Origin of the sequence: Rhodococcus sp. 21391 (genome assembly GCF_016772255.1) — a bacterium.
In the GTDB taxonomy this organism is placed as follows: domain Bacteria; phylum Actinomycetota; class Actinomycetes; order Mycobacteriales; family Mycobacteriaceae; genus Rhodococcus_F; species Rhodococcus_F opacus.
The window spans coordinates 747,690-771,448 of sequence record NZ_CP063782.1 but is presented as its reverse complement, the minus strand read 5'-3'; the positions used below and the strand labels follow the sequence as shown (position 1 = coordinate 771,448).

At 67.9% G+C, this 23,759-nt stretch carries 26 protein-coding genes; 18 read left to right on the top strand and 8 right to left on the bottom strand.

From position 1 onward, the window contains the following. The 6 genes from GO592_RS38340 to GO592_RS38315 all read left to right on the top strand — a co-directional run bounded on the left by GO592_RS38340 (position 1) and on the right by GO592_RS38315 (position 6,358). Positions 1-723 carry a GntR family transcriptional regulator gene (locus GO592_RS38340; protein ID WP_007295998.1) on the top strand — a complete coding sequence of 241 codons (723 nt, stop codon included), beginning with the start codon at positions 1-3 and terminating at the stop codon, positions 721-723. A gap of 1 nt (position 724) precedes the next feature. Beyond that, positions 725-1,726, top strand: coding sequence for an ABC transporter ATP-binding protein (locus GO592_RS38335; RefSeq protein WP_007295999.1), 1,002 nt, complete (start codon positions 725-727; stop codon positions 1,724-1,726). After that, positions 1,723-2,769: an oligopeptide/dipeptide ABC transporter ATP-binding protein gene (locus GO592_RS38330; RefSeq protein ID WP_007296000.1), complete on the top strand. Its 1,047-nt coding sequence runs from the start codon at positions 1,723-1,725 to the stop codon at positions 2,767-2,769. Before GO592_RS38335 ends, GO592_RS38330 begins: the two co-directional genes overlap by 4 nt. Then, the gene (locus tag GO592_RS38325; RefSeq protein ID WP_007296001.1) at positions 2,766-4,244 is read left to right on the top strand and encodes an aldehyde dehydrogenase family protein; all 1,479 of its coding nucleotides are present in this window, start codon (positions 2,766-2,768) and stop codon (positions 4,242-4,244) included. The genes GO592_RS38330 and GO592_RS38325 overlap by 4 nt, the downstream gene beginning before the upstream one ends. 83 nt (positions 4,245-4,327) lie before the next feature. After that, positions 4,328-4,765, top strand: a complete 438-nt coding sequence (locus GO592_RS38320) for an ArsR/SmtB family transcription factor (protein WP_007296002.1) — start codon at positions 4,328-4,330, stop codon at positions 4,763-4,765. Between the two features lie 102 nt (positions 4,766-4,867). After that, positions 4,868-6,358, top strand: a complete 1,491-nt coding sequence (locus tag GO592_RS38315) for an aspartate ammonia-lyase (RefSeq protein ID WP_007296003.1) — start codon at positions 4,868-4,870, stop codon at positions 6,356-6,358. A gap of 132 nt (positions 6,359-6,490) precedes the next feature. Here GO592_RS38315 and GO592_RS38310 read toward each other — a convergent pair whose 3' ends face one another. The 3 genes from GO592_RS38310 to GO592_RS38300 form a co-directional block, all read right to left on the bottom strand. Beyond that, positions 6,491-6,913, bottom strand: a complete 423-nt coding sequence (locus GO592_RS38310; protein WP_007296004.1) for a hypothetical protein — start codon at positions 6,911-6,913, stop codon at positions 6,491-6,493. Positions 6,914-6,974: 61 nt separating this feature from the next. Then, on the bottom strand, positions 6,975-7,637 hold the full coding sequence (locus tag GO592_RS38305) for a class I SAM-dependent methyltransferase (protein WP_007296005.1): 663 nt from the start codon (positions 7,635-7,637) through the stop codon (positions 6,975-6,977). A gap of 34 nt (positions 7,638-7,671) precedes the next feature. Then, a complete protein-coding gene (locus tag GO592_RS38300) occupies positions 7,672-7,932 on the bottom strand; it encodes a hypothetical protein (RefSeq protein WP_007296006.1) in 261 nt (86 codons plus the stop codon). Between the two features lie 144 nt (positions 7,933-8,076). Here GO592_RS38300 and GO592_RS38295 point away from each other — a divergent pair, with 144 nt between their 5' ends. Together GO592_RS38295 and GO592_RS38290 are read left to right on the top strand one after the other, a co-directional pair. Next, on the top strand, positions 8,077-9,321 hold the full coding sequence (locus GO592_RS38295; RefSeq protein WP_007296007.1) for an MFS transporter: 1,245 nt from the start codon (positions 8,077-8,079) through the stop codon (positions 9,319-9,321). A 4-nt stretch (positions 9,322-9,325) separates the two neighbouring features. Then, the gene (locus tag GO592_RS38290; RefSeq protein WP_007296008.1) at positions 9,326-9,703 is read left to right on the top strand and encodes an ArsR/SmtB family transcription factor; all 378 of its coding nucleotides are present in this window, start codon (positions 9,326-9,328) and stop codon (positions 9,701-9,703) included. Positions 9,704-9,775: 72 nt separating this feature from the next. On the opposite strand, the gene GO592_RS45220 is transcribed toward GO592_RS38290, so the two are convergent. After that, positions 9,776-10,159, bottom strand: a complete 384-nt coding sequence (locus tag GO592_RS45220) for a chromate transporter (RefSeq protein WP_236581543.1) — start codon at positions 10,157-10,159, stop codon at positions 9,776-9,778. Positions 10,160-10,516: 357 nt separating this feature from the next. Further along, on the bottom strand, positions 10,517-10,873 hold the full coding sequence (locus GO592_RS38280; RefSeq protein WP_007296010.1) for a DUF4229 domain-containing protein: 357 nt from the start codon (positions 10,871-10,873) through the stop codon (positions 10,517-10,519). Positions 10,874-11,040: 167 nt separating this feature from the next. On the opposite strand from GO592_RS38280, the gene GO592_RS38275 reads away from it, so the two are divergent. The 5 genes from GO592_RS38275 to GO592_RS38255 are packed head-to-tail and all read left to right on the top strand — an operon-like array spanning position 11,041 to position 14,753. After that, positions 11,041-11,691, top strand: a complete 651-nt coding sequence (locus GO592_RS38275; RefSeq protein ID WP_007296011.1) for a TlpA family protein disulfide reductase — start codon at positions 11,041-11,043, stop codon at positions 11,689-11,691. A 35-nt stretch (positions 11,692-11,726) separates the two neighbouring features. Next, positions 11,727-12,344 carry a TlpA disulfide reductase family protein gene (locus tag GO592_RS38270; protein ID WP_007296012.1) on the top strand — a complete coding sequence of 206 codons (618 nt, stop codon included), beginning with the start codon at positions 11,727-11,729 and terminating at the stop codon, positions 12,342-12,344. Next, positions 12,341-13,159, top strand: a complete 819-nt coding sequence (locus GO592_RS38265) for a cytochrome c biogenesis CcdA family protein (RefSeq protein ID WP_007296013.1) — start codon at positions 12,341-12,343, stop codon at positions 13,157-13,159. The genes GO592_RS38270 and GO592_RS38265 overlap by 4 nt, the downstream gene beginning before the upstream one ends. Positions 13,160-13,213: 54 nt before the next feature. Next, positions 13,214-14,011, top strand: a complete 798-nt coding sequence (locus tag GO592_RS38260) for a DUF3105 domain-containing protein (RefSeq protein WP_007296014.1) — start codon at positions 13,214-13,216, stop codon at positions 14,009-14,011. Further along, positions 14,004-14,753, top strand: a complete 750-nt coding sequence (locus GO592_RS38255) for a DUF305 domain-containing protein (protein ID WP_007296015.1) — start codon at positions 14,004-14,006, stop codon at positions 14,751-14,753. The genes GO592_RS38260 and GO592_RS38255 overlap by 8 nt, the downstream gene beginning before the upstream one ends. 68 nt (positions 14,754-14,821) lie before the next feature. Here the strand turns inward: GO592_RS38255 and GO592_RS38250 are convergent, their stop codons facing one another. Together GO592_RS38250 and GO592_RS38245 are read right to left on the bottom strand one after the other, a co-directional pair. Then, entirely contained in the window at positions 14,822-15,766 is a 945-nt protein-coding gene (locus tag GO592_RS38250) for a cytochrome c oxidase assembly protein (protein ID WP_007296016.1), read from the bottom strand. A 45-nt stretch (positions 15,767-15,811) separates the two neighbouring features. After that, entirely contained in the window at positions 15,812-16,333 is a 522-nt protein-coding gene (locus GO592_RS38245; protein ID WP_231869108.1) for a copper resistance CopC family protein, read from the bottom strand. Positions 16,334-16,509: 176 nt separating this feature from the next. Here GO592_RS38245 and GO592_RS38240 point away from each other — a divergent pair, with 176 nt between their 5' ends. From GO592_RS38240 to GO592_RS38220, 5 genes are all read left to right on the top strand, one after another. Further along, a complete protein-coding gene (locus tag GO592_RS38240; protein ID WP_007296018.1) occupies positions 16,510-17,181 on the top strand; it encodes a DsbA family protein in 672 nt (223 codons plus the stop codon). After that, positions 17,178-17,831 (top strand): vitamin K epoxide reductase family protein, encoded by a 654-nt coding sequence (locus GO592_RS38235; RefSeq protein ID WP_012686884.1) that lies wholly within the window; start codon positions 17,178-17,180, stop codon positions 17,829-17,831. Before GO592_RS38240 ends, GO592_RS38235 begins: the two co-directional genes overlap by 4 nt. A gap of 116 nt (positions 17,832-17,947) precedes the next feature. Beyond that, positions 17,948-18,646 (top strand): metal-dependent transcriptional regulator, encoded by a 699-nt coding sequence (locus tag GO592_RS38230; RefSeq protein WP_148222650.1) that lies wholly within the window; start codon positions 17,948-17,950, stop codon positions 18,644-18,646. After that, positions 18,646-19,695: a multicopper oxidase domain-containing protein gene (locus GO592_RS38225; RefSeq protein ID WP_007296021.1), complete on the top strand. Its 1,050-nt coding sequence runs from the start codon at positions 18,646-18,648 to the stop codon at positions 19,693-19,695. The genes GO592_RS38230 and GO592_RS38225 overlap by 1 nt, the downstream gene beginning before the upstream one ends. Next, positions 19,695-20,876 carry a ZIP family metal transporter gene (locus GO592_RS38220; protein ID WP_007296022.1) on the top strand — a complete coding sequence of 394 codons (1,182 nt, stop codon included), beginning with the start codon at positions 19,695-19,697 and terminating at the stop codon, positions 20,874-20,876. The genes GO592_RS38225 and GO592_RS38220 overlap by 1 nt, the downstream gene beginning before the upstream one ends. Positions 20,877-21,034: 158 nt before the next feature. On the opposite strand, the gene GO592_RS38215 is transcribed toward GO592_RS38220, so the two are convergent. Next, entirely contained in the window at positions 21,035-23,374 is a 2,340-nt protein-coding gene (locus GO592_RS38215) for a SulP family inorganic anion transporter (protein ID WP_007296023.1), read from the bottom strand. Positions 23,375-23,759: the final 385 nt, after the last annotated feature.

Below are 23,759 nucleotides of genomic sequence, written 5' to 3'. Positions count from 1 at the left end.
ATGCGAAAAGCGCCACCCGACAACGATGTACCGAAGCGCACACTCGCCGCTGTCGTGACGTCGCAGATACGTCAACGCATCTTCGACGGCACATTCGCACCGGGTATGCCGCTCAACGAGGTGGAACTGGCCGCGCAGTTCCGCACGAGCCGCGGGCCCGTTCGTGAGGGATTGCAACGGCTGGTGCAAGAAGAGCTGCTCGTGCGCACCCCGCACCGCGGGATCACCGTCCGGGTGCTGACCGCAGAGGACTTGGAGGATCTCTACTTCGCCCGTGCGACCGTCGAACGCGCCGCACTGATTCGGCTCGTCACTCGCGGCGCCCCGGCTTCACTGATCGCCGAACTCGAACAAACGCTCGGGCGCATGTCCCTCGCGATTCACCGAGAGGACTGGGTACAGGCCTCGGCGTTCGATCTCCGATTCCATGAGATCGCGGTCTACGCGGCGGGTAGTGAACGGCTCACCACCATGTACGCCCAGCTCGCCGGACAGACGCGACTGGGATTGAACATGTTGGTCGGCACCTACAAAGGCCGTGGCGATCTCCTCGACGAGCATCAGCACCTGCTCAGGCTGATCACCACCGGGAACCTGCCTGCCCTGATCGAGGCACTCGACGCGCATTTCGGTGACGCGATGAACACCCTCACCACGCACCGTGACGACACATCCGCAATCGCAGTCGCAGTCGCACACACTCACCAGCACCACGGAGGATGACATGCCCGAGCTGTTGAATGTCACCAAGTTGTCGGCAAGGTTCGACGGCGCACCCACGAGCCCGGTACTCGACGAGGTGAGTTTCCACATCGATCGCGGTGAAATACTCGCCCTCGTCGGGGAATCAGGGTCCGGCAAGAGCATGACCGCGCTGTCGTTGATGCGCCTGCTCCCGCGCGGCGCGCAGATGAACGCCAGCGCGATCACGCTCGACGGGGTCGATCTGCTCGGGTTGTCCGATCGCGCCATGAACAAGGTGCGGGGCGGCCGAATCGGGGCACTGTTCCAGCAGCCCAAGCGGATGCTGGACCCGACCTCCACAGTCGGTGCGCAGGTCGCGGAGCCGCTGCGACGGTATCTCGGGATGAACCGGCACTCGGCACGACGGGCCGCGGTCGAACTACTCGCCGACGTCGGCATCGCCGAACCGGACCGCCGAGCCCGCTCCTACGCACACCAGCTCTCCGGTGGTATCGCACAGCGAGTGATGATCGCGATCGCGCTCGCCGGACAGCCGCAACTGTTGATCGCCGACGAACCGACGACCGCCCTCGATGTCACCATCGAGGCACAGATCCTGGCGCTGATCGCAGCCAAGCGCACACAGCTCGGCATGTCCGTCCTGTTCATCTCGCACGATCTCGGCGTCGTCTCCGCCATCGCGGACCGCATCGCCGTGATGTACGCCGGGCGCATCGTCGAAGAGGGGACGACCGCGGACATCCTCGCCGCACCCGAGCACCCCTACACCCAAGCCCTCATCAACGCCTCGATGCTCAAGACCACCGCGACCGGGGAGCTGTATGCCATTCCCGGAAACGCCAGCTCCGCCCGCGACCTGTCGGCGGGCTGCCGTTTCCGGTCCCGATGTTCGGTGGCAGCGACCGCACACGTGGAACATCAATGCGCCACCACCGAGCCCGATCTCACTGCGGGCCGGCACGAGCCCCACGAACACTCCACCCGCTGCTGGGCACCCATCCACCTCGGGGAGTCCGCATGACCTCGATGATGATGTCTCCCCCGCACCGTCGTGCGGAGCACGCACCCGACATGGTCGTTATGGAGGGCGCGGTCAAACGCTTCCCCCTGCCCCGCCGCGGTCTGCGCCGCACACGCGAACATGTGCACTCCATCGACGGCGTCTCGCTGACCATCAAGGCCGGGCAGGTTCTGGGACTGGTCGGCGAATCCGGTTCCGGCAAAAGCACAATCGCCCGGGCAATACTCCGGCTCATCGAGCTCGATGCCGGCACCGTCGCCATCGACGGGCTCGACACCCGAACCATGAAAGAGTCTCAGCGAAAACAACTGCGGCGCATCGCCCAATTGGTCTTCCAAGACCCGCACGCCGCGATGGACCCGCGGATGACCATCGCTGACAGCCTCTACGCCGTCCTCGCACAACACCGCATCGGAACCCGCGCCGAACGGGGGCTCGCGATCTCGGCCTCGCTGCAGGAGGTCGGGCTCGACGACACCTACCTGGGCCGATACCCGGGGCAGTGTTCGGGCGGTCAATTGCAACGCGTGGTCATCGCCCGCGCCCTGCTCCTCAAACCGCGACTGTTGATCTGCGACGAGCCGACCTCGGCACTGGACGCCTCGGTACAGGCCAGGGTCCTCAACCTCCTCACCCGGCTCCGCCGTGAACACCACCTCACCATGGTCCTCATCTCGCATGACCTGCGCGTGGTGCGATTCGCCAGCGATCGGGTCGCCGTGCTCTACCTCGGGCAGATCGTGGAGATCGCCGACCGCGACGACCTCTTCGAAGGATCGGTGCACCCCTACACCCTCGCGCTCCTCGCGGCCGCAACCCACGCACACCCCTGCACGGGCCACGCCGAGGCTGCCGGCGAACCGCCCTCGCCGATCAACCCGCCACCCGGCTGCCGATTCCATACCCGGTGCCCGCTCGCCGTGGACCGATGCCGCGCCGAACAACCGGTGTTGACCGAGATCGCGGCGGGACATTCGGTGCGCTGCCACCGATGGAATGACGTCCGAGCCGCACTAGTACATGACAAGGAGAAGTCGGTATGACATCCACGGTCACCCCAGCCGACACCGCACCCGCACCGCAGAACCCACTGTGGCGGCCCCTCGCGGGCGGGTTCTGGGAAGGACTGTGGCGAGACGGTGCACGGCACCTCCACGTCTACGACCCCGAGGACCGCACCCTGGTCGGCACCGTCATGAATGCCACCGACCACGAAGTGGACAAGGCCATTGCCTTCGTCGCCCGCGGCCACCGGCAGCGAGCCTGGCCACTGTGGCAACGGCGCGAGGCCATCGAGAAGGCGGCGGCACGGGTGGCACACGATCGGGAACGATTCGCGCGCCTGATCACGGCGGAGTCATCCAAGACTCTCCGGGAAGCCGACCGCGAAGTCACCCGGGCGATGGAGACACTCCGACTGTCCGCCCAAGCCTCCTCCGCCTTGACCGGCCGCAGCATCGCGTTCGACGACACACCACGCGGCGAGGGCTGGACGGGCTGGTACACCCGCGAACCCGTCGGAGTCGTCGCGGCCATCACCCCATTCAACGATCCCCTCAACCTGGTGGCGCACAAGCTCGGGCCCGCCCTGATCGCGGGCAATGCGGTGGTGCTCAAACCCTCTGGGGCCACCCCCGTGACGGCGCTCGCCCTCGTCGATGTCCTTCTCGCCAGCGGCGTACCACCGGAGTACCTCGCGGTGGTCACCGGCGATACGGCGGGGCAGGCCCTGGTCGCCAACCCGGCGATCGACGTCGTCTCCTTCACCGGCGGCCCGGCGACGGCCGACCTGATCGCGCACGCCGGGCCCGCCCGCAAACTCCTGATGGAGCTCGGGGGCAACAATGCGCGGATCGCCTGCGCGGACGCCGACCCCGAGGAAGTCGCCGCGTCCATTGTCGACGGCGCGTTCGGGGTGGCCGGCCAGAACTGCCTGTCGGTGCAGCGGGTATTCGTCCACAACCGTCTCTACCGCACTGTCGTGGACCGGGTGGTCGAAGGTGCGTCAGCTTTGGTGGTCGGCAGTAAGCGAGACCCGGCCACCGATATCGGGCCCCTCATCGACGAAGACCAGGCGCGCCGCATCACCGGATGGATCGATGAGGCCGTCGACGGCGGCGCGGTGTTGCGGACCGGTGGCGTCCGCACCGGAACGTTCGTGACCCCGGCAGTGCTGACCGACGTGCCCCGCGACGCACAGATCAGGACCAACGAGGTGTTCGGGCCGGTGGTCATGATCGACCCGTTCACCGACCTCGACTCGGTGATCGATTCGGCCAATGCAGTCGATACCGGGCTGCAAGCGGGCGTGTTCACCCAAGATATCGATGTCGCTCTGGACCTGGCCGCCAAGCTCCGGGTCGGCGCAGTGCTGATCAACTCGAGTCCGGACTTCCGGATCGATGCCATGCCTTTCGGCGGAGTCAAACGATCCGGCATCGGCCGCGAAGGTGTGTGGAGTGCAGTCGAAGCACTCACCGAACCGAAAATCGTCGCAGCCCGAACGCAACGACCCTGATCATCACGACACCGATGTCGCGACGCATTGTCCCCGGCAACACGGGTTCCACCACGACGCACTGAGCGGAAAGCGGGGGCTCGATGCTCCACCACAACGAGGCAACGGCCCGGTCCCTACCGCGGCCGCAGTGGAATAACGCCAATGTGGCCTTCCTGGTCGAGGTGTTTCGGCTCTTCTCCGATCCCACCCGTGTCCGAGTGGTGTGGTCGCTCACCGGCGGCGAGCGATCGGTCAACGACATCGCCGCGATAGTAGGCACTCCGGCATCGACGGTCTCTCGGCATCTGGCCCAACTCAGAGCAGCGCACTTGGTGGCCTCCCGCAGGATAGGCACTCGCCGGCTCTACCGACTCGAAAATGATTACGCCAGGATGCTCATCACCGACGCCCTCTCCTGCAGCGGGGTTACGGGAGGTCGCGGTGCCGGCGCAACCGGACCTCCAGAGACGGCGAATGCCCCTCCTCCCAGCGCCGGGGTGACCGGAGCGGGTAGCAAATTTGCGTGCGCAGCCTCGTGAGACCGATGCGGCCTTCCCGCCCCAGCCGTCCGAGTCTGTTCACCATCCGACATGCCCATCCCCGATCCGCCTTGTTCAGATCTGCTCGAGAGAGAAGGCCCGATGCCCCCTCCACCTGTCACGCGGGACGAACACGATCTCCTCGGGACCCGCCCGGTCTCCGATTCCGCCTATTACGGCATTCACACACTCCGAGCGGTAGAGAATTTTGCGATCACGGGAACCCCGATCAGTGTCTACCCCGAATTGATTGTCGCCTTGGCCAGCGTCAAAGAAGCCGCAGCACAGACGAATCATCAGCTGGGTCTTCTCGACACACGACGGATGACGGCAATCGTGGAGGCATGCAGAGAAATCCGCGGCGGCCGGTTTCACGATCAGTTCGTCGTCGATGTCATCCAAGGCGGCGCGGGCACGTCGACGAATATGAACGCCAATGAGGTCATCGCCAACCGCGCACTGGAAATACTCGGGCTCCCTCGCGGAACCTACCGCGAGGTGCATCCCCTCGAGGACGTCAACCTCAGTCAGAGCACCAACGACGTCTACCCCACCGCAATCAAGGTCACCCTGCACTTCGCCATCGATCACCTCCGAGCGGCAATGAAAGACCTCGCCACCGAGTTCACGATCAAGGCGACGGAGTTTCACGACGTGGTGATGGGCCGCACTCAGCTCCAAGACGCCGTCCCCATGACACTCGGACAGGAATTCGGCACCTACGCGGTGATGGTGACCGAGGACGCCGACCGACTGCTCGAAGCCGAACGCCTCGTCGCCGAGATCAACCTCGGTGGCACCGCCATCGGCACAGGAATCAACACCCACCCGCTGTACGCGGAAACCGCCTGTGAGGCTCTCCGTGCCATCACCGGCCTGCCCTTGACCACCGCAACCGACCTGATCGAGTCGACACAAGATGTCGGATCATTCGTTCAGCTGTCCGGAGTTCTCAAGCGCACCGCGGTCAAACTGTCGAAGATCTGCAACGACCTGCGCCTGCTCTCCTCGGGTCCACGCACCGGCCTGGGCGAAATCAATTTGCCAGCAGTCCAAGCGGGATCATCGATCATGCCGGGCAAAGTCAACCCGGTCGTGCCGGAGGTGGTCAACCAGGTCGCCTACGAAGTCATCGGGAACGATGTCACGATCAGCCTGGCCGCAGAAGGGGGCCAACTCCAACTCAACGCCCTCGAGCCGATCATCGCCTCGAGTTTGTTTCAATCCCTGACACATCTCAGTGCAGCCTGTCGGGCTCTCACGGAGCGATGTGTCCCGGACATCACCGCCAACGCGGACAAACTCCGCGCCGATGTCGAACATTCCATCGGCATCATCACCGCGTTGAACCCGCACATCGGGTACACCGCCGCCACTTCCGTTGCTGAGGAGTCGCTTTCCACTGGCCGCAGCATTCCGGACATCGTGGTCACACGCGGGCTCCTCACGGCAGACCAGCTCGAACGGTTGCTGCGACCGGAAGTTCTGGTGCGACCACAACAACTCGAACACTTCAGGCAAGCGCGCGCCTTCGTGGAAATACCGACACCCGATTTCTGGCACCCCCCTCTCCAAGGTGAAGCGCCCGTGTGACACGCAGACACACGGCGCCGAACCCGTGCCACTACGGGGGCCTGGCCCGGAGACTTGGGGACTGCACATCATGTCGGTCACGCGCGTCGATGCCACCACCGATCCTCGGATCTGTGCTTCCGCTCGACCATCTCACCTGCGGTGGTCATCCATTGCACGAAGAAAGTGGCGGAGGCTACGGGGCAGGTTTTGGTTGCCCTCACGGTCGCGGACGAGGAAGTCGTCGCCGGCGACGCGGGCCAGCGTTGTGGTGACGTGGGAGCCGATGGTGCCGCCGGAGAGAACGCTCAGCAGCGTGGTGCGGTCGGCGGCATCGAGGCGCTCCCACAGGTCGGTGTAGCTGAGATTGTAAACCTGCCGTCCATGGGTCGACGGGTCCCAATACGTGAAGGTGAACTGGCGGACCAGGTCTGTTCCGGTCGCGGCTGTGCCGCGTAATTCGAGCCTGGACCAGTTGTATATTCCGCGTTCGCGCAGCGCATCGGCAGCCGTGTCGAGTGCGGTGTGCCGGGACCAGGCGCGTGGGAGATCGAGTATCAGAAGTCCCAGTCCCATTCGCACACGATAGGGCTCAGTGCGGTGCGATGCAGGATGAGAACCGCACTCGCTCCGCTGCTCACCGGGTCTTGTCCGCCTGGAGGTAGCGCAGCCAGGGCTTTTGTTCGCCGGTTGCGGTGGTGTGCAATCCAGCCCTGTCGAGGAGTGCGGCGAAGTCGTCGATCGGGGTGTGCTGCATGGCGTGCCCGGCGAGGGCCCCGATCAGATGGTTCGCGACCGGGTTGGTCGGCGGACGGAAATCGGCGATCAGCACCCGGCCCCCGGGCCGCAGGACCCGGGCCATTTCCCGTGCCGCGGCGGCGCGGGCGTTCGGGGCGATGTGGTGGATGACCAGGGTCGAGGTCACCACGTCGAAGGAGTTGTCGGGGAAGGGCAGCCGTTCGGCGGCCGCGACGGAGAAGGTGGTGTGCGCGGTGCCGCGCCGCCCGGTGGCGTAATCGATCATCGGCGAGGACGGGTCGATGCCCTGGGCCCGGCCGCCCGGCTCGATCGCCGCGGCAAGTCGGGTGGCGAAATAGCCGGTGCCGCACCCCACATCGAGGACGCGGTCGCCCGGACCGGCGCCGCTGAGAGACACCAGCCGGTCGAAGACCCGGCGGCGCCGGCCGAGGAAGGCGGCCGCGGAGACGAGTTCGTACAGCCGTGCCCGGCGGATCAGTCCGCCGCTGGCGTCGTCCGCGTGACCGCGGTGGTCGCCGAGAAGTCGTGCCCCCAGTCCCACGGTGCTCCCCCTACCTGTCAGATGGACTCGTCTGTCAGAACGAATTGATTCCCACCAGGACCGCGCCGGCGGCGGCCGGGATCAGCACCCCCAGCCCGAACGAGGCCAGCCGGGCGCCGGCGGTGCGGTGACCGGCGAGGTGGAACACGGCCATCCCGGCCAACCCGAGCGCGGCCGCGGCCAGCACCAGGTACAGCGGGGTGAAGGCCAGCACCGCGGCGCAGCCAAGGACGAATCCGGCGGCGCCCCAGCCCCACCGCAGATCCTCGACCTCCAGACTCGACGCCGCACTCACCACAACTCCTCGCTGACCTGCGTTCTTACCCGGAACGTTCCTCTCCCTCAGCCGACCCGTAAACCTCACATGGTTGCGCAAGTGCGCACATATAGGATTATGGTCGAGTCGGTAACCGTTGTGAAGAGGTCTGGAGGTCCTGGGGTGCTCGAGGTGTTGCGTCATCGCACGTTCGGCCGGTTGTTCGCCGCGCAGATCGTGGCCCTGGTGGGGACGGGTCTGCTGACCGTGGCCCTGGGCCTGTTGGCCTACGATCTGGCCGGCGCCGATGCCGGGGCGGTGCTCGGGACCGCGTTGGCGATCAAGATGGTCGCCTATGTCGCGGTGGCCCCGGTGATCTCGGCGCTCGCCGATCGGGTGCCGCGGAAGGTGTTGCTGGTGGGGGCGGACGTCATCCGGGCGGCCATCGCGGCGGCGCTGCCGCTGGTGGATCAGACCTGGCAGATCTACGTGCTGATCTTCGTGTTGCAGGCGGCGTCGGCGACGTTCACCCCGGCGTTCCAGTCGCTGATTCCGGCGGTGCTGGTCCAGGAGGCGGACTACACGAGGGCATTGTCGCTGTCCCGGCTGGCCTACGACCTCGAGTCCCTGCTCAGCCCAATCCTCGCGGCGGCACTGCTGACACTGATCAGCTACAACTTCCTGTTCCTCGGCACCGTCGCCGGGTTCGTGGGTTCGGCGTTGCTGGTGATGAGGACGGTGTTGCCGCGGCCCGTCCCGGCGGACCGGTCGGTGCCGCTGCTTCACCGCATCACCCTCGGGGCGCGGGTGATGGTGGGCCGCCCGGTGCTGCGGGGGTTGCTGGCGATGAACATGGTCGTCGCCGCCGCGACCGCCCTGGTGGTGGTCAACACCGTGGTGTACGTCCGGGATCTGCTCGGCGGGTCGAACACCGGGGTCGCGGTGGCGCTGGGCTGCTTCGGCGGCGGGTCGATGCTGGTGGCATTGGCGCTGCCGCGGCTGCTGATGGCCCTCGAGGATCGCCGGCTGATGCTCACCGGGTGCGCGATCCTGCCGGTCGGGCTGGCGGCGGCCGCGCTGATGCTCTTCGCCGCCCCCACCCCGTCGGTGGGGTGGGGGCTGCTGGCCGGGATCTGGATCGTGCTCGGTGCCGGGACGTCGATGATCAACACCCCGTCGGCGCGGCTGCTGCGCTACGAATCCGACGAGCAGAACCGCAGCGCGGTGTTCACCGCCCAGTTCTCGCTCTCGCACGCCTGTTTCATCCTCACCTACCCGCTCGCCGGGTGGGTGGGCGCGCAGGTCGGGCAGGTCGCCGCGGCCCTCACGTTGACCGTGCTCGCTACACTCGCAGGACTGGCCGCCGCACGGGCCTGGCCGGCACGGACCGAGCCGCTCGTCGAGGCGGTGGTGGCGGGAAGGCGGTAATGCGATGGACCCGATGACCGAGGCAGCGGCCCCGGCGGTGGCCCCGGCGGCGAGCCTGAGTCACCCGGTCGAACCGGATCAGGAGCGCCTCGACACCGCCACCGAAACCTTCCGGATGCTCGCCGACCCCACCCGGCTGCACATCCTGTGGATCCTCACCCGCGGTGAGGCCGATGTGACCGCGCTGATCGAGCAGACCGGGGGCTCGCGGACCGCGGTCAGCCAGCACCTGGCGAAACTGCGGTTCACCGGACTGGTCGACACCCGCAAGGAGGGCCGGCGGGTGATCTACCGCATCCACGACGGCCACCTATCCCGGCTGATCCTCGAGGGCATCAACCACGCCGACCACGTCGTCACCGGCGAACCCCCACACGCCTAGACCTAGTCCCGGATTCCGTCACCGGTTTCTTCACGATCCTGCCTCCAGACGAGCGTGTGGTCGCGGCGGGTCCTATCGATCGGTGTCCTCGCGGCGCGCCGCGGGTAGCCGCCGACCAGCACCAGCGCGATAGATCATCACCCCGGCCGCCGCCGCGATCACCGCGACGACCGGCCGGATCGTGTCCGGGTCGGGCACCAGCAAGGTGGATCGACCCCCGTGCCGCAGGGAGGCGTCGAAGAGGGCGTGCACGGCGAAGCAAAACGCCAGGTTCGCGATCACCCCGACCACGGCCGCGGACCACGTCGACATTCCGAAGGTGCTCGTGATGCCGCTGAGTGCGGATGTCGGGTGTGTGGCGGAGCCGCTCGACGTAGTGGCGCCGAGGAAGATGAACACGAAACACGGCACGAACGTCACCCAGGTGGTCAGCAGGGCACCGATGGTAGCCGCCACGCCACCCACGGGTCGAAGATCGCCCGGGTGTGCGGTAGGCACCGAGGAACGCGACGAACTGCACCACCATGATCAGCGGACCGGGTGTGGTCTCGGCCAGACCGAGCCGCGGACCATCTCGCCGGGGCTGAGCCAGCCGCAGGTTTCCACCGCTTTCTGGGCGACGAAGGCGAGGATTCGTAGGCGCCACCGAAAGTGACCAGCGCAGTGCCGGAGAAGAACAGGCCCTGTTCGGTGATCACACTGTTCCGGCCGGTGAACACGACCACGGCGACCTTCGGGATGCCCCAGGCGATCACCCCGACACCGAGGACGATGATCGCCCGCCGCAGGCGGGGGCGTCGGCGTGCAGGGGGTTCAGCGCTGATCGCGGGCGCGGCGCCGCCGGTCGTCGATCGTGTTGACGTCCTGATTGATCCGGCGGCGCAGCGACCGGAACGCCACCGCGGAGATGGCGACACCGGCCAGCAGCACGCCCATCGACGACAGCATCAGCGGGAGCCCGAGATCGAAGGCCCGGTCGACTCCGATCAGCAGCGCCACCAGCGCGGCGATCACCGTCAATCGTGCCGCGGTGTAGAGCAACACGAGCCGGATCAACCGCGTGACCGAGGTATCGGTCGGCGGATGGGACCCCGATTCGGGTCCGCCGGGCGCCGGGGTGGCGAGGGCGGCGTTCGCCGGACGGTGTCCGGCCGGGGGTGACGGCGTCATGAGTTTCCTTCTTTCGCCCGCGCAGTTGTCTCGTGCGGTCGGTTACCTGCGGCGCAGTCGCTTCCCCGTGAGGGTGGGGTGGCGGACGAACCATGCTAACTACTATGCACAATAGTAGTTGAGGGTGTGGGCTCTCGACCGATCGCTACACGCATGAAGGGACGCCGGTGCGAACTGGGAGTCGATGGCTGGTCTTTTTCCTGGCCGCGGTCGTGGCGCTGATCGCGGCGATCTGGCCTCGATCGGAGGAGTCCGACGTACCGGAGGCACGCGTTACCGCTGGTGCCGGCGCTGTTTCGGTCGCCGGCGCCGGTGCGCCCCAGGGTGCCGCCGAGCTGTCCCGGGTGGCGGCCGAGGCCGAGCTGCGGCCGTGCCCGACACCGCTGCCGTCCCAGCCTGTGGGCATGGTGCTCAGTGGGGTGTCGGCGCGGTGCCTGGGGGCGGCGCAGGCGGTCGATCTCGGTGCCGCACTGAGCGGTGCACCGACAGTGGTCAACATGTGGGCGTCCTGGTGCGGCCCGTGCCGCGAGCAAATCCCCGTGCTCGAGTCCTATGCGAATCAGCCTGACTCGCTCCCTGTCGCGGGGATCAACGTTCAGGACGATCCGGTGGCGGCCCTGAAGCTGTTGACCGAACTCGACGCCCACTATCCCTCGTTCGGCGGAGCCGAGGCGGCGATGCAGGCCTTGGCGGCGCCGCCGGTGCTGCCGCTGAGTTTCGTTGTGCAACGGGATGGTTCGGTCGATCGGATCGTCACCCCGTCCGTGTTCGCGGACCCGGCCGAGGTCCGGTCCGCGGTTGGTGAGTTGATCCGATGACCACTCGATACTGCCTAACGATCGGTCGGCGACCGATGTGGTGGTCGCACCGGGGTTGGCGGGCCCGGTTGCTCGCGGTGCTCGCTGTCGGCATGGCAGCGGTTCTCGGGGCCGCCGGGTGTGCGTCCGGGTCCGATGCGGTCGCCCAGGGCGGCACCTTCGACTTCGTTGCGCCGGGTGGGCAGACGGACATCCTCTACGACCCACCGGAGAGCCGGGGGAAGGTCGGTCCGCTTTCCGGGCCTGACCTGATGGCCGATGGCCGGGCCGTGTCGCTGTCGGACTACGCCGGGCAGGTGGTCGTGATCAACCTCTGGGGTCAGTGGTGCGCGCCGTGCCGGTCCGAGGCTGACGACCTCGAACAGGCGTATGAGGCCACGAAGGATCTCGGTGTGCAGTTCCTGGGGATCAACGTGCGCGATCCGCAGCGCGACAAGGCGCAGGACTTCGTCATCGACAATCGGATGTCGTATCCGTCGATCTACGACCCGCCGATGCGTACCCTGATCGCCTTGGGCGGAAGCTATCCCACCAGTGTCATCCCCTCCACGCTGGTCCTCGATCGCCAGCACCGCGTTGCCGCGGTCTTCCTGCGGGCCTTGCTGGCAGAGGACCTGCTGCCGGTTATCGAACGTCTGGCGGCGCAGCCGTGACCGCGCACGGGATAGTGCTGGCGCAGGGGGTCGGGGTGAGTTTCCAGAACGCCGCCGCCACCGGGCCGCTGTTGCTCGCGCTCGGGGCCTGCGTGCTCGCCGGTCTGGTGTCGTTCGCCTCCCCGTGTGTAGTGCCGTTGGTGCCGGGATACCTGTCCTACCTCGCCGGTGTCTCCGGCGCCGAAACACCGGCAGTCACCCCAAGCGGTGACTGTGCCGCCGGCTCGGATCGGTGGCGGGTGGCGGGGGCAGCAGCGTTGTTCGTCACCGGCTTCACGGTGGTCTTCGTCCTGGCCACCGCCTCGGTCTTCGGTGTGATCGGTGCCCTACGGCTCAACCAGGAGCTGCTCCAGCGGGTCGGCGGGGCGATCACCATCGTCATGGGGTTGGTCTTCCTCGGTTTCATCCCCGCCCTGCAGAAAGACACCCGGTTCACCCCGCGCCGGATCTCCTCCCTCGCCGGTGCACCGCTGCTCGGCGGGGTGTTCGGATTGGGCTGGACCCCGTGCCTGGGCCCCACCCTGGCCGGTGTGCTGTCGGTCGCGGCCGGCACCGAGGGCGCCACCGCCGCCCGCGGGGTGGCGTTGATCGTCGCCTACTGTCTCGGTCTCGGATTGCCGTTCATTGCATTGGGTTTCGGTTCCGCGAAGACGTTGCACGGGATCGGGTGGCTGCGTCGGCATTCCCGGACCATTCAGATCGTCGGCGGGGTCATGTTGATCGTGGTGGGGACGGCGTTGCTCAGCGGCGCCTGGGAGTTGTTCGTCGGATGGCTGCGCAACGAGTTCGTCACCTCGGTAGTGCTGCCGATATGACCGTCCCGGGCACCGGGCCCGGCGGTACGAGAGTGAAGGAACGGGTCCGTTGAGATGACCAACAACCGCAACAAGGCCAGGCCGGGGGGCATCCCGGGCACCCGGCGCATTCCCTGGTTGATGATCGGCGCCGTCGTGATCATCGTCGGGCTGATCGGGATCATCGCCTACAACATGGTGCCCAGGGCGGTCGAGCGGGCCGAAGCCCAGCGGTACGCGCCGAGCGCGGACAACCCCGACCCGGCCACGGACATCGCCGGGGTGACCGAGATCGAGTATACGGCCGGCAGTCACATTCAGGCCCCGCAGCGCGTGGCGTACGACCAGAGTCCTCCCGTCGGTGGTGCGCACGACCAGTACTGGGCCACTTGTACCGGCATCGTCTATCCCGAACCCATCCGTACCGAAAATGCGGTGCATTCCCTCGAACACGGCGCGGTGTGGGTGGCCTACAACCCTGATCGGCTCGGCGCCGACGACGTCACCGCCCTCGCCGCGAAGATCGACGGTCGGCCGTACACCCTGATGTCCCCGTATCCCGGCCTCGATGCGGCGATCGCCCTCCAATCATGGGGCCACCAACTCAAACTCGACGGTGCCGACGATCGGCGGATCACCCAGTTCGTCACCGCGCTGAGCCAGAACCCGAACACCTACCCCGAAGCCGGTGCGAGTTGCTCGACCGTGCCCGGCGGGTTCGACCCGGCCAACCCGCCCAACCCGCCGCCGTTCGACCCCTCCGCACCGGGCCCGGACGCGGTCCCGGCCACCGACGACCAGGCGGCGACCGCCCCCTCGGACGGGTCGCCGACGTCGACACCGACCGCACCCACCGGAGGAGGCAATGGCTAACACCTCTCCCGCCGCCGCCGCACCCGACCCCGCGATGGTCGATGACGCTGCGCGGCGCCGCAGCGCCTCGAGGTCCGCGGTGGCGCTCGGAGCGATCATCGCCGTCCTGGTGGGTGTCCTTCTCGGGGCCTGGGCGCAGAGATGGCTCGACGGCGACCAGCCGGGGGCGCCGGCCGGCGACTCGGTGGATGTCGGGTTCGCCCAGGACATGTCCGTCCATCACGGTCAGGCGGTGGAGATGTCCGCGATGGCATTGGCGAATGCCGCCGATCCGGCGGTGCGCTCCCTCGCCTATGACGTGCTCACCACCCAGCAGAGTCAGCTCGGCACCATGCAGGGGTGGCTGAGCCTGTGGGATCGTCCTCCGTTGGGGTCCGGGGAGCCGATGCAGTGGATGCCCACCGACAGCGCCGCCGGCTCGGCGCACCATTCGATGCCGGGCATGGAAAGCGGCACCGCCACAGCGGATTCGTCCTCGCCCCCGATGCCGGGGATGGCGACCACCGGCGAGCTCGCCGACCTCCGCAGGACCACCGGGTCGGCGTTCGACGCCCGTTACCTGCAGCTGCTCCTGCGTCACCACAAGGGCGGTATCCCGATGGCGCAGTATGCGGCGGACAACGCCGCGGTGCCGCCGGTGTCCGCGCTGGCGGGTCAGATGGTGGCCACCCAGCAGGCCGAGTCGACCGCCATCGAGCAACTACTCGCCGCGAAGGGCGCGACGGCGCTGACGATGAACTAGCGAAAGGGGTGCGCCGGTCCGGGTTCGGGGGCGGTTCCGATGTCGGTGCACCCCGGCCGGGCCAGCCCTCACCGGCGGGGCAGGGTCTTGAGGAATTCGTTGTAGGCGGCGAGTTCGCTGTCCCCGCCGCGGCTGTTCCGCTCGTCCACGGCCGCGTTGGAGCGGTCTTCGTCGCGGTTCCAGCGCATCGCGAAGATCACGACCACGATCAGGGCGACCGGTTCGCCGTAGGACCAGGCCAGCGCCCCGGCCAGTTGCTGGTCGCTCATGACGTCGATGCCCCAGGAGGCCGGTGGGTCGGTGAAGGTCGACAGCAGCGGTGAGGTGGCCATCATCAAGATCACCCCGATGAAGACGTGCAGGGGCATCTCGACGAACAGGTCGAAGCACTTTCCCAGGTTGCTCTGTTTGACCGGCAACGGTCCCGAGGAGAGCACCGGGACGATGAACAGCACCCCGGTGGCGAGGAAGAACACCTCGAGTCCGGTGTGACCGGCCCACGAGGTGGCGAGGGTGTCGAACACCGGGGACAGGTAGATGCCGTAGTAGCTGAACAGGAACAGCGGGATGGTGACCGAGGGGTGGAGCAGGAGGCGAGCGGCGCGGCTGCGCAGGGCACCGAGCGCGGCGCGCAACACCGGATTCCCCCACCCGGTGTGCGGGGTCGAGCGCAGCAACAGTGTCCCGGGGCAGCCGAGCACGAGCAGCGGCGGCACCGCCATCGACAAGGTCAGGTGCTGGAACATCCACACGCTGAACAGCTCGAACCCGTATCCCTCGATGCCGAGGCCGGTGACCAGGATCAGCAGCAGGGCGCCGCCGAGGAAGCTGGCCGTGCGCGGCCACGGCCACACTCGGCCGGTCCGGTGCACCCGGCGCACCGCCCAGCAGTACCAGGCGGCGAGTGCGACACCGAGCGCCGGCAGCAGCGGCAGCGGTTGCGGGTTCCAGGACAGCATCGCGCCGAGCGAGGGGGGTGCGCCGGGAAGCTGCACCCAGTCCATCGCCGTCATCACGTGCGGCTACTCCGATCTCGCTGCGCCGGGCCCTGGTGGTGTTCAGTCCCGCTTGCGGCGCTCACCGCGCAGCACGATCACGATGCCGGCGACGAACAGCAGAGCCACCACACCGCCGAGGATCGGCAATACCAGCGACGAACCGCCCCCCGACTGCTCGGTGTCGGCTGCCACCGGCGCCGGCGCCGGTGCGGCGGAGGCGGCGCCTGTCTGCTCTACCGGTGGAGCGGGCAGTGCGAGGGTGAACGAGTAGGTCCCGGTGATGGGGTGACCGTCCTCGGAGATCACCCGGTATCCGACGGTGTACTGGCCCGACCCGACCCCGTCCCGGATCGGAAGCAATACCTGCGCGCCCTGGACGGAGGGTTCGCCCTGGCCGACCTGCGTCCCGTCCGGCGCCGTCACCGACACATTCACGAATTGGTTCTGAATGTTCTGGTTGAACACCAACTCCACACCGGGGGGACCGAAGTCGAGAACCGAATCGGCGGCCGGAGATGAACTGATCAACTCGCTGTGAGCCTGGGCCGAGCCCATTCCCAACAGCAACGCAGTGGCGGTCACTGCCAACAGGGTGATCACGCGCCGCATGGGCCTGTACCTCCTAGAGTGCCCTGACCGCGGTGGCCGGGCTGTGGCTTCTCCGCGGCCACGATACGCGCTACTACTATGCTGCATAGTAGTAGGGGCGGCCGTTCGACCGGTGGTCTGCACAATTCGACTCTGGAATGGACGGGTATATGAAGCTGTCGACCAACCTGAAGTTCTCGGCGGCGTTGGTGGCGGTGTTCGCGGTGGTGATCGGGATGTTGTTGTACGTCAACCGGTCCGGATCCGGGTCCGCGGCGTCGGGTGCGGCCGGCCGGACGGTGGATCCCGCCGCGGTGCTGCGGGAGAACACTCACCTGCTCACGTCCTCGCCGGACCGCAAGGTCGTGCTGGTGGAGTTCCTCGATTTCGAATGCGAATCCTGCCTGGCGATGTATCCCACGATGGAGCGGATCCGCGCCGAGTACTCGGGCCGCATCACCGTCGGGGTGCGGTACTTCCCGATTCCCAGTCACACCAACAGCAACCTCGCCGCCCGCGTCGTCGAAGCCGCGTCCCGGCAGGGGAAGTTCGAGGCGATGTATCAGCGCATGTACGAGACCCAGACCCAGTGGGGAGAATCGGGGCGCTCGCAGGAGCCGCTGTTCCGGTCCTTCGCGCAGGACCTCGGCCTGGACATGGGCCGCTTCGACAGTGACCTGGGCAATCCCGCGCTCGCCGAACGGGTCGATCAGGACTTCAACGAGGGGATCGAACTCGGGGTGCAGGGCACCCCGACCCTGTTCCTGGGCGGCACCGCGTTGCCGCCGATGCCCAGCTACGAGGACCTGCGCGCCCGGATCGACGCCGCCCTGGCCGAATGAGGGCGCCGGCTTCCGCTGCCTCTTCTGGATACATCGACCCGCCGGCTCCCCGGTCAGCGGTCCCGTTCACGGGCTCGCGCGTGGTGGGCTGGGTGCTCGTGGTGGCCGGGGCGCTGGGGTTGACCGCCTCATTGGTGTTGACGATCGAGAAGTTCAGCCTGCTCGCCGACCCCACCTACCGGCCCTCGTGCAGCATCAACCCGGTCATCAGTTGCGGTTCCGTCATGAGCTCCCCGCAGGCCGAGGCGTTCGGGTTCCCCAATCCCCTGCTGGGGATCATCGGCTTCACCGTGGCCCTGACCACCGGGGTCGTGACTCTCGGCGGCGTGAGGCTCCCCCGGTGGTATTGGCTCGGCCTGGCGGCCGGACTGATCGGGGCGGCGGTGTTCGTGCATTGGCTGATCTTCCAGAGCCTCTATCGCATCGGGGCGCTGTGCCCGTACTGCATGTTGGTGTGGGTCGCCGTGGTGGTCTCGCTGTGGTACGTCCTGCTGCACACCGGCGCCCAGACGCGCAGCCCCGGTCGGCGGCTGCGCCGATGGATGGCGTTCGCCGCCCGCAACCACACCGCGGTGTTGACCGTCTGGGTGCTGATCATCGCGGCCCTGATCGCCGAGGCGTTCTGGGTGTATTGGCGCACGCTCGTCTGATCTCCCCCGGATCGTTCCCGGTCGACCGCTCGTGCGGCTGCGCACCTGCCCCGCCCCTGTGCCGAATTCGATCTCTTGATCCGAATGTTCGGGTGAGCTAACTTTTAGGTGTGGCCATGCCTAACTCTTTGATGCGCGCACCCTCGCAGTGCTGCGGATCCCTGCTCACCCCGGTGGTTGAGGACTATCTGCGAACCCTCTTCTGCCTGTCTGCCCGGGGCGACACGACCTCCACGTCGGCGCTTGCCCGGTGCCTTCATCTGGCCACCCCGACCGTGTCCGGGATGCACCGGCGGCTGGCCGGGGCCGGTCTGATCGCACGGCCCGGACTCCATCGGGTCACCCTCACGGCGCACGGAGGGCGGCACGCGGTGGACGTTGTTCGCCGGAATCGGTTGGCGAAGGTGTTCCTCGCCGAATTCCTGGGCATGTCCTGGTCCGAGATCGGTGCCGAGGCGGATGTGCTCGAGCACGCCATCAGCCCGCGGCTCGCCTCCCGGCTGACCGCCGCACTGGGCAACCCGACCCGCGATCCGTACGGCAACCCGATTCCGCCGGCGACCGGCGACTATGTCGAGGCGTGGCCGGAGAGTCTCCGGGCTGCGGTCCCGTGCCGAGATTTCACGGTCGAACGGGTCGTGGACCGGGACATCGATGGGCTGCGACTGCTCGCGGGCCTGGGCGTCTACCCGGGCCGCGTCATCGCCCGGGCAGAAGCATCCCCCCAGGGCGGGGAGGTGTGCGTGGACATCGAGGGCCACCCGCATGAGCTGGCGGCCGCGGTCGGCGGCCTCATTTACGGCAGGGCAGCGTGATGGCCGAATCGCGACGACAGTTCTTGCTGGGCTCCGCCCTGCTCGGCACCGCCGGTGCGGCAGCGCTCGGAGTCCGGGGGGTGTCGGCGGCCTCCCCCTCGCCGGGCACCGAGGAGGCGCATTCCGGCGGCGCGCATGCCGGCGGCCACGGCGGCGGGGTCAGCGGCCCGACGTTCCGCAAGGGCGCGATCGTCGACCATGACGCGAACGGTTTCGATCCCACCGAGGTTCTGCGCGACTTCGACTACGGCCGGGTCTCCCTCCTGCCGGACGGGCGGGTACTGCGCGAGTGGGATATCGCCGCCGCCGACGTCGACGTGGAAATCGCGCCCGGGGTCCGGTATCCGGCGTGGACGTTCAACGGGCGCATCCCGGGGCCGACGTTGCGCTGCCAGGAGGGGGATCTGCTGCGGGTGACGTTCATCAACGCCTCCATGCACCCGCACACGATGCACTTTCACAGCATCCACCGAGCCGAGATGGACGGGGTCCCCGACATCGGCCCGGGTGTCATTCCCTCCGGCGGTAGCTTCACCTACGAGTTCGACGCGCAACCGTTCGGGTTGCATCTGTATCACTGCCATGTCGGACCGCTCGCCGAGCACATCGCCCGCGGCCTGTACGGCACGTTCATCGTCGATCCGCCCACCCCGCGCCCGCCGGCGGACGAAATGGTCATGGTCATGCACGGTTACAACACCACCTTCGATGGGGAGGGCAATCAGCTCTACGCCGTCAACGGGATCCCGTTCCACTACATGCACGAACCGATCCGGGTGCGGCGCAACGAGTTGGTGCGGATCTACCTGGTCAACGCCCTCGAATACGACCCGATCAACACCTTCCACCTGCACGGGAACTTCTTCGACTACTACCCGACCGGCACCCGCCTGCAGCCGTCCGAGTACACCGACACCGTCATGCAGGCGCAGGGTCAGCGCGGCATCTGCGAACTGCGGTTCCCGTACACCGGCCGGTTCATGTTCCACGCCCACAAGACCGAATTCGCCGAACTCGGCTGGATGGGGTTCTTCGAGGTGACCGACTGATGGGCACCTCGGTCGAGCGCAAACGGACCTGGATCTCCGCGGTCGGTGCGGCCCTGCTCATCGGTGCCGCCCTTCTCCTGCTCGCCATGGTCGGTGGCCGGACCCTGCCCGAGCGGGCCGGGCCGCCGATCGAGCAGCTCGCGGTGGAACACACCGAACTGGTCCCGGGCTCCATCGAGGTCACCGTCCGCAACACCGGACCCGATCCGGTCCAGGTCGCGCAGGTGTTCGTCAACGACTCCTACGTGGATCTGACCGGTGGGGAGCAGCCGATCGGGCACCTGGACTCGGAGGTCCTGCGGCTCGACTACCCGTGGCAGGACGGGCAGCCGTATCTGCTCTCGTTCCTGACCTCGACCGGCCTGGTGATCGAACACGAGATCCCGGCTGCGGTGACCACCCCGCAGGCCGATGCCGGGTTCTTCGCACTGATGGCGTTGATCGGGACCTACGTCGGAATCATCCCCGTCGTGCTGGGAATGCTGTTCCTGCCGGTCCTGCGCAGGATCGGACCCGGTGGGATACGTGTCCTGCTGGGGCTCACGGTCGGGTTGCTGGCATTCCTCGCAGTCGACGCCACCCTCGAGGGGGTCGAACTCTCCGAACGCGGTGGCGGCGCCTTCGGCGGCCCCGCCCTCCTGGTCCTCGGTGCGGTACTCGCGTTCCTCGGGTTGACCGCACTGGACCGCTATCTCGGGTCCCGCCGCGCCGTCAGCGACACGCGGGGATCGAGCGGGATCCGTCTGGCGTTCATGATCGCCCTCGGGATCGGACTGCACAATCTCGGTGAGGGGTTGGCGATCGGCGCCGCCTACGCTGTCGGCGAGCTCGCCCTGGGGGCGACCCTGGTGGTGGGATTCACCATCCAGAACACCACCGAGGGGCTGGCGGTCGTGACCCCGCTGACCCAACGGCGCCCGCCAGTGCTGCACCTCCTCGGTCTGGGGCTACTCGCCGGGACACCGGCCATTGTCGGTGCGCTCATCGGCGCCAGCGTGAACAACGCCGAGCTGTCGGCGTTGCTCCTGGGCATCGGTGTCGGGGCGATCGCGCAGGTCATCCTCCAGATCGCCCCCGCCCTGCGCGACCGTGCGGGACGAGTACTCAGCCCCGGCACCATCGGCGGGATCACCGCCGGGCTGCTCACGATGTATGTCACCGGACTCCTCGTGGTCGCCTGACGACCGGGTCGACGCACGGTAGACGACGCAGCGTGCCGGCGGTGAGGTGCAGGTGCCGCCGGATGACGCCGCACCACCCCGTCTTGAAAGGGGAGGCCCGCGGCTCGCGCCGCGGGCCTCCCCCAGATTCGCTTTCCCCGACCGGCTGGGCCCCCGGGTTAACCCAGCGGGGCCGACAGCGACGCCGCCGCGGCGCTGTCGGGGTCGAGTTCGTCGATCGTGCTGGTCGAGACCGCCAGTACCCGCGCGGTGGGAATGTCGAAGAACAGGCCCGCGATGTGGACCCGGCCCTCCGACATCGCCGCGCCGATCAGCGGATGCCGTTGCAGGGTTTGCAGCTGCAGAGCGACATTGACCATGGCAAGTTGGTCGAGGGCACCGAACCCCGACTCGGCGGCGGCGCGGGCGACCGGGTGCCCGGCCAGGTACGCCCTCTTACTGGGCTGAGCGTGCTCGAGCCACCGCCCCACGGCGAGGCCGTCGCCGGACCGCGGGTGCGGCTGATCCTGGTCGGCCAGCAGGGCTTTCATGGCGCCACACCCGGAGTGGCCGCACACCAGCACGGAGCTGACCCCCAGTTCGTCGAGCGCGAAGGCCAGCGCCGCCTCGACAGAGTCGTCGCGCTCCCCGGCCGGGACCAGGTTGCCGATGTTGCGGACGGTGAACAGGTCGCCGGGGCCGCTGCTGGTGATGATGTTCGGGACGATCCGCGAATCCGAGCAGGTCAAGAACAGGGCGTCGGGGTTCTGCCCGTCGTGCAGGTCGTCCATGTGCGGGCGCAGGTGGGGAGCGTGGGTGCGGTGGTAGTCGGAGATCCCGGCCAGCACCGACCGGAGTGCCCGTGGACCCGGTTGCTTCGTCTGACCGTCCGGGGTGTGGTGGAGGTGGAATTTCTGCCAGACCCGCCAGGGGGCGAAGCCGCCGCGCCGGCTGAGTTGGGCGGTGCCGTCGGTGGTGCGTGTCGGGGGTCCGGCGGCGGCCGCCGCCATTTCCGCGGTTCCCCGTTCGTCGATCAGCACTGTGCCGCCGTTGCTCTCGTGCTGGCGGGACCATTCCTCGATCACCTCGTATGCGGCGTGGTCGAGGAAGTCGACGGTCAGTTCGATGGTGACGTGACTGTCCGGGGGCACCGAGGCGAGCACGCTGGTCAGGCGGGGCAGGGCCAGGAAGCTGCACGAGCCTTCCACGACCACCCGCCACTGACGTGACTGCGGGGTGCCCACCGGTTCGGCGTGGATGGAGGCGCGGACCACCCGCCACACGACGAGGGCGACCGCCAGGGCAAGCCCGATCAGCACACCCTCGAGGAGGTTGAGGAACACCACCGCGGCGGCGGTGACGCCGTACACCCACAGATCACCGGTGCGGTGGGCGATCCGCAGGTGTGCGAGCTTGATGAGCTGGATACCGATCACGATCAGCAAACCCGCCAGAACCGAATTCGGGATCTGCTGGACGAGACCGGCGAGCAGGGCGGAGAACACCAGCACCCAGACCCCGTGCAACGTCGCCGAGGCCCGGGTGCGGGCCCCGGCGTTGACGTTGGTGGCGCTGCGGACGATGACCCCGGTGACCGGCAGGCCGCCGAGGACACCGGAGGTGATGTTCGCGGCCCCCTGACCGAGCAGTTCCCGGTTCAGGTCCGCACGCGGACCGGTGTGCATCTTGTCCACCGAGACGGCCGAGAGCAGGCTTTCGACGCTGGCGATCAACGCCACGGTGAGCACTCCGGTGGCGACACCGAGCCATTGCCCGTCGGGCAGGGCGGGCAGGGCGATCGCGTCGAACAGCGACCCGTCGAGGACGATGCGTTCGACGTCGAGCGGGAACACCAGCGACAGCGCGGTCGCGGCGACCACCGCCACCAGGGGGCCGGGTACCCGTCGCACGGCGGCGGGCACGTACTTCCAGGACAACAGAATCGCGATCACCAGTGCCCCGACGACGACGTCGTCGAGGTGAGCGGTGCCGATCTGGGTGGGCAGTGCGGTGAGGTTCTCGAACGCCGAACTCTGCGAGCTGCCGCCGAGCAGGACGTGGACCTGCTGCAGGGCGATGGTGATGCCGATTCCCGCCAGCATGGCGTGCACGACCATCGGGGAGATTGCCAGGGCGGCGCGGGCCACCCGGCTCAGGCCGAAGAGGATCTGCAGCACCCCGGCTGCGACGGTGATCGCGCAGGTCACCTTCCACCCGAAGGTGCCGACCAGTTCGGCGACGACCACGGTCAGGCCCGCCGCCGGTCCGCTGACCTGCAGGGGTGCCCCACCGAGGAGGCCCGCGACGACACCGCCGACCACCGCGGCGATCAGCCCGGCCATGATCGGCGCCCCGGAGGCGATGGCGATGCCGATCGACAGCGGCAGGGCGACGAGGAACACCACCAGCGAGGCCGGCAGGTCGTGTCGGAGCACCCGTGGGAGCCAGGGGGCCGGCTTCGCGGAGTCGTCCGCGGCGGTGGGTGGATCGTCGCTCTGTGTGGTCGTGGTCGGCGGCATACGGCTTTCTCCTTCACCCCGGTCTCGAGCTGCCGGGCGCTGTCGTCGTGCACGGTGTGCCTTCCGGTTGAGACCAAGACGTCGGTGAGAGCGTGCCGAACTGACACCGCTGGCGTCTTGCTCTGCTCACCCCGGAGGGCCGAGGGATCTGCGGTCGCCGACGCTACGGACGCAGGCTTAGAACATCCTGAGATCCGAGACGAAGTGCGGCGAGCATCACATCAACGAAAGATGTTGTTAGACAACGTAATTAGATTGCGGACGCGCAGGTACGGCGGCCCGGCGCGGGGTGTTCCGATCGCCCATGGCTGCGCGCCGAGGCCGAGCGACAGTGCGCCCGCGGGGCGCATCGATACGCGGCGGCGCCCGGCACGCGGACGAAGTC

Excerpts from the sequence above, each read along its gene's own strand:
- GO592_RS38340 (WP_007295998.1), top strand. The coding sequence starts at position 1 with ATGCGAAAAGCGCCACCCGACAACGATGTACCGAAGCGCACACTCGCC.
- GO592_RS38335 (WP_007295999.1), top strand. The coding sequence starts at position 725 with ATGCCCGAGCTGTTGAATGTCACCAAGTTGTCGGCAAGGTTCGACGGC.
- GO592_RS38330 (WP_007296000.1), top strand. The coding sequence starts at position 1,723 with ATGACCTCGATGATGATGTCTCCCCCGCACCGTCGTGCGGAGCACGCA.
- GO592_RS38325 (WP_007296001.1), top strand. The coding sequence starts at position 2,766 with ATGACATCCACGGTCACCCCAGCCGACACCGCACCCGCACCGCAGAAC.
- GO592_RS38320 (WP_007296002.1), top strand. The coding sequence starts at position 4,328 with ATGCTCCACCACAACGAGGCAACGGCCCGGTCCCTACCGCGGCCGCAG.
- GO592_RS38315 (WP_007296003.1), top strand. The coding sequence starts at position 4,868 with ATGCCCCCTCCACCTGTCACGCGGGACGAACACGATCTCCTCGGGACC.
- GO592_RS38310 (WP_007296004.1), bottom strand. The coding sequence starts at position 6,913 with ATGGGACTGGGACTTCTGATACTCGATCTCCCACGCGCCTGGTCCCGG.
- GO592_RS38290 (WP_007296008.1), top strand. The coding sequence starts at position 9,326 with ATGGACCCGATGACCGAGGCAGCGGCCCCGGCGGTGGCCCCGGCGGCG.
- GO592_RS38280 (WP_007296010.1), bottom strand. The coding sequence starts at position 10,873 with ATGACGCCGTCACCCCCGGCCGGACACCGTCCGGCGAACGCCGCCCTC.
- GO592_RS38270 (WP_007296012.1), top strand. The coding sequence starts at position 11,727 with ATGTGGTGGTCGCACCGGGGTTGGCGGGCCCGGTTGCTCGCGGTGCTC.
- GO592_RS38260 (WP_007296014.1), top strand. The coding sequence starts at position 13,214 with ATGACCAACAACCGCAACAAGGCCAGGCCGGGGGGCATCCCGGGCACC.
- GO592_RS38255 (WP_007296015.1), top strand. The coding sequence starts at position 14,004 with ATGGCTAACACCTCTCCCGCCGCCGCCGCACCCGACCCCGCGATGGTC.
- GO592_RS38250 (WP_007296016.1), bottom strand. The coding sequence starts at position 15,766 with ATGACGGCGATGGACTGGGTGCAGCTTCCCGGCGCACCCCCCTCGCTC.
- GO592_RS38240 (WP_007296018.1), top strand. The coding sequence starts at position 16,510 with ATGAAGCTGTCGACCAACCTGAAGTTCTCGGCGGCGTTGGTGGCGGTG.
- GO592_RS38235 (WP_012686884.1), top strand. The coding sequence starts at position 17,178 with ATGAGGGCGCCGGCTTCCGCTGCCTCTTCTGGATACATCGACCCGCCG.
- GO592_RS38230 (WP_148222650.1), top strand. The coding sequence starts at position 17,948 with ATGCCTAACTCTTTGATGCGCGCACCCTCGCAGTGCTGCGGATCCCTG.
- GO592_RS38225 (WP_007296021.1), top strand. The coding sequence starts at position 18,646 with ATGGCCGAATCGCGACGACAGTTCTTGCTGGGCTCCGCCCTGCTCGGC.
- GO592_RS38220 (WP_007296022.1), top strand. The coding sequence starts at position 19,695 with ATGGGCACCTCGGTCGAGCGCAAACGGACCTGGATCTCCGCGGTCGGT.
- GO592_RS38215 (WP_007296023.1), bottom strand. The coding sequence starts at position 23,374 with ATGCCGCCGACCACGACCACACAGAGCGACGATCCACCCACCGCCGCG.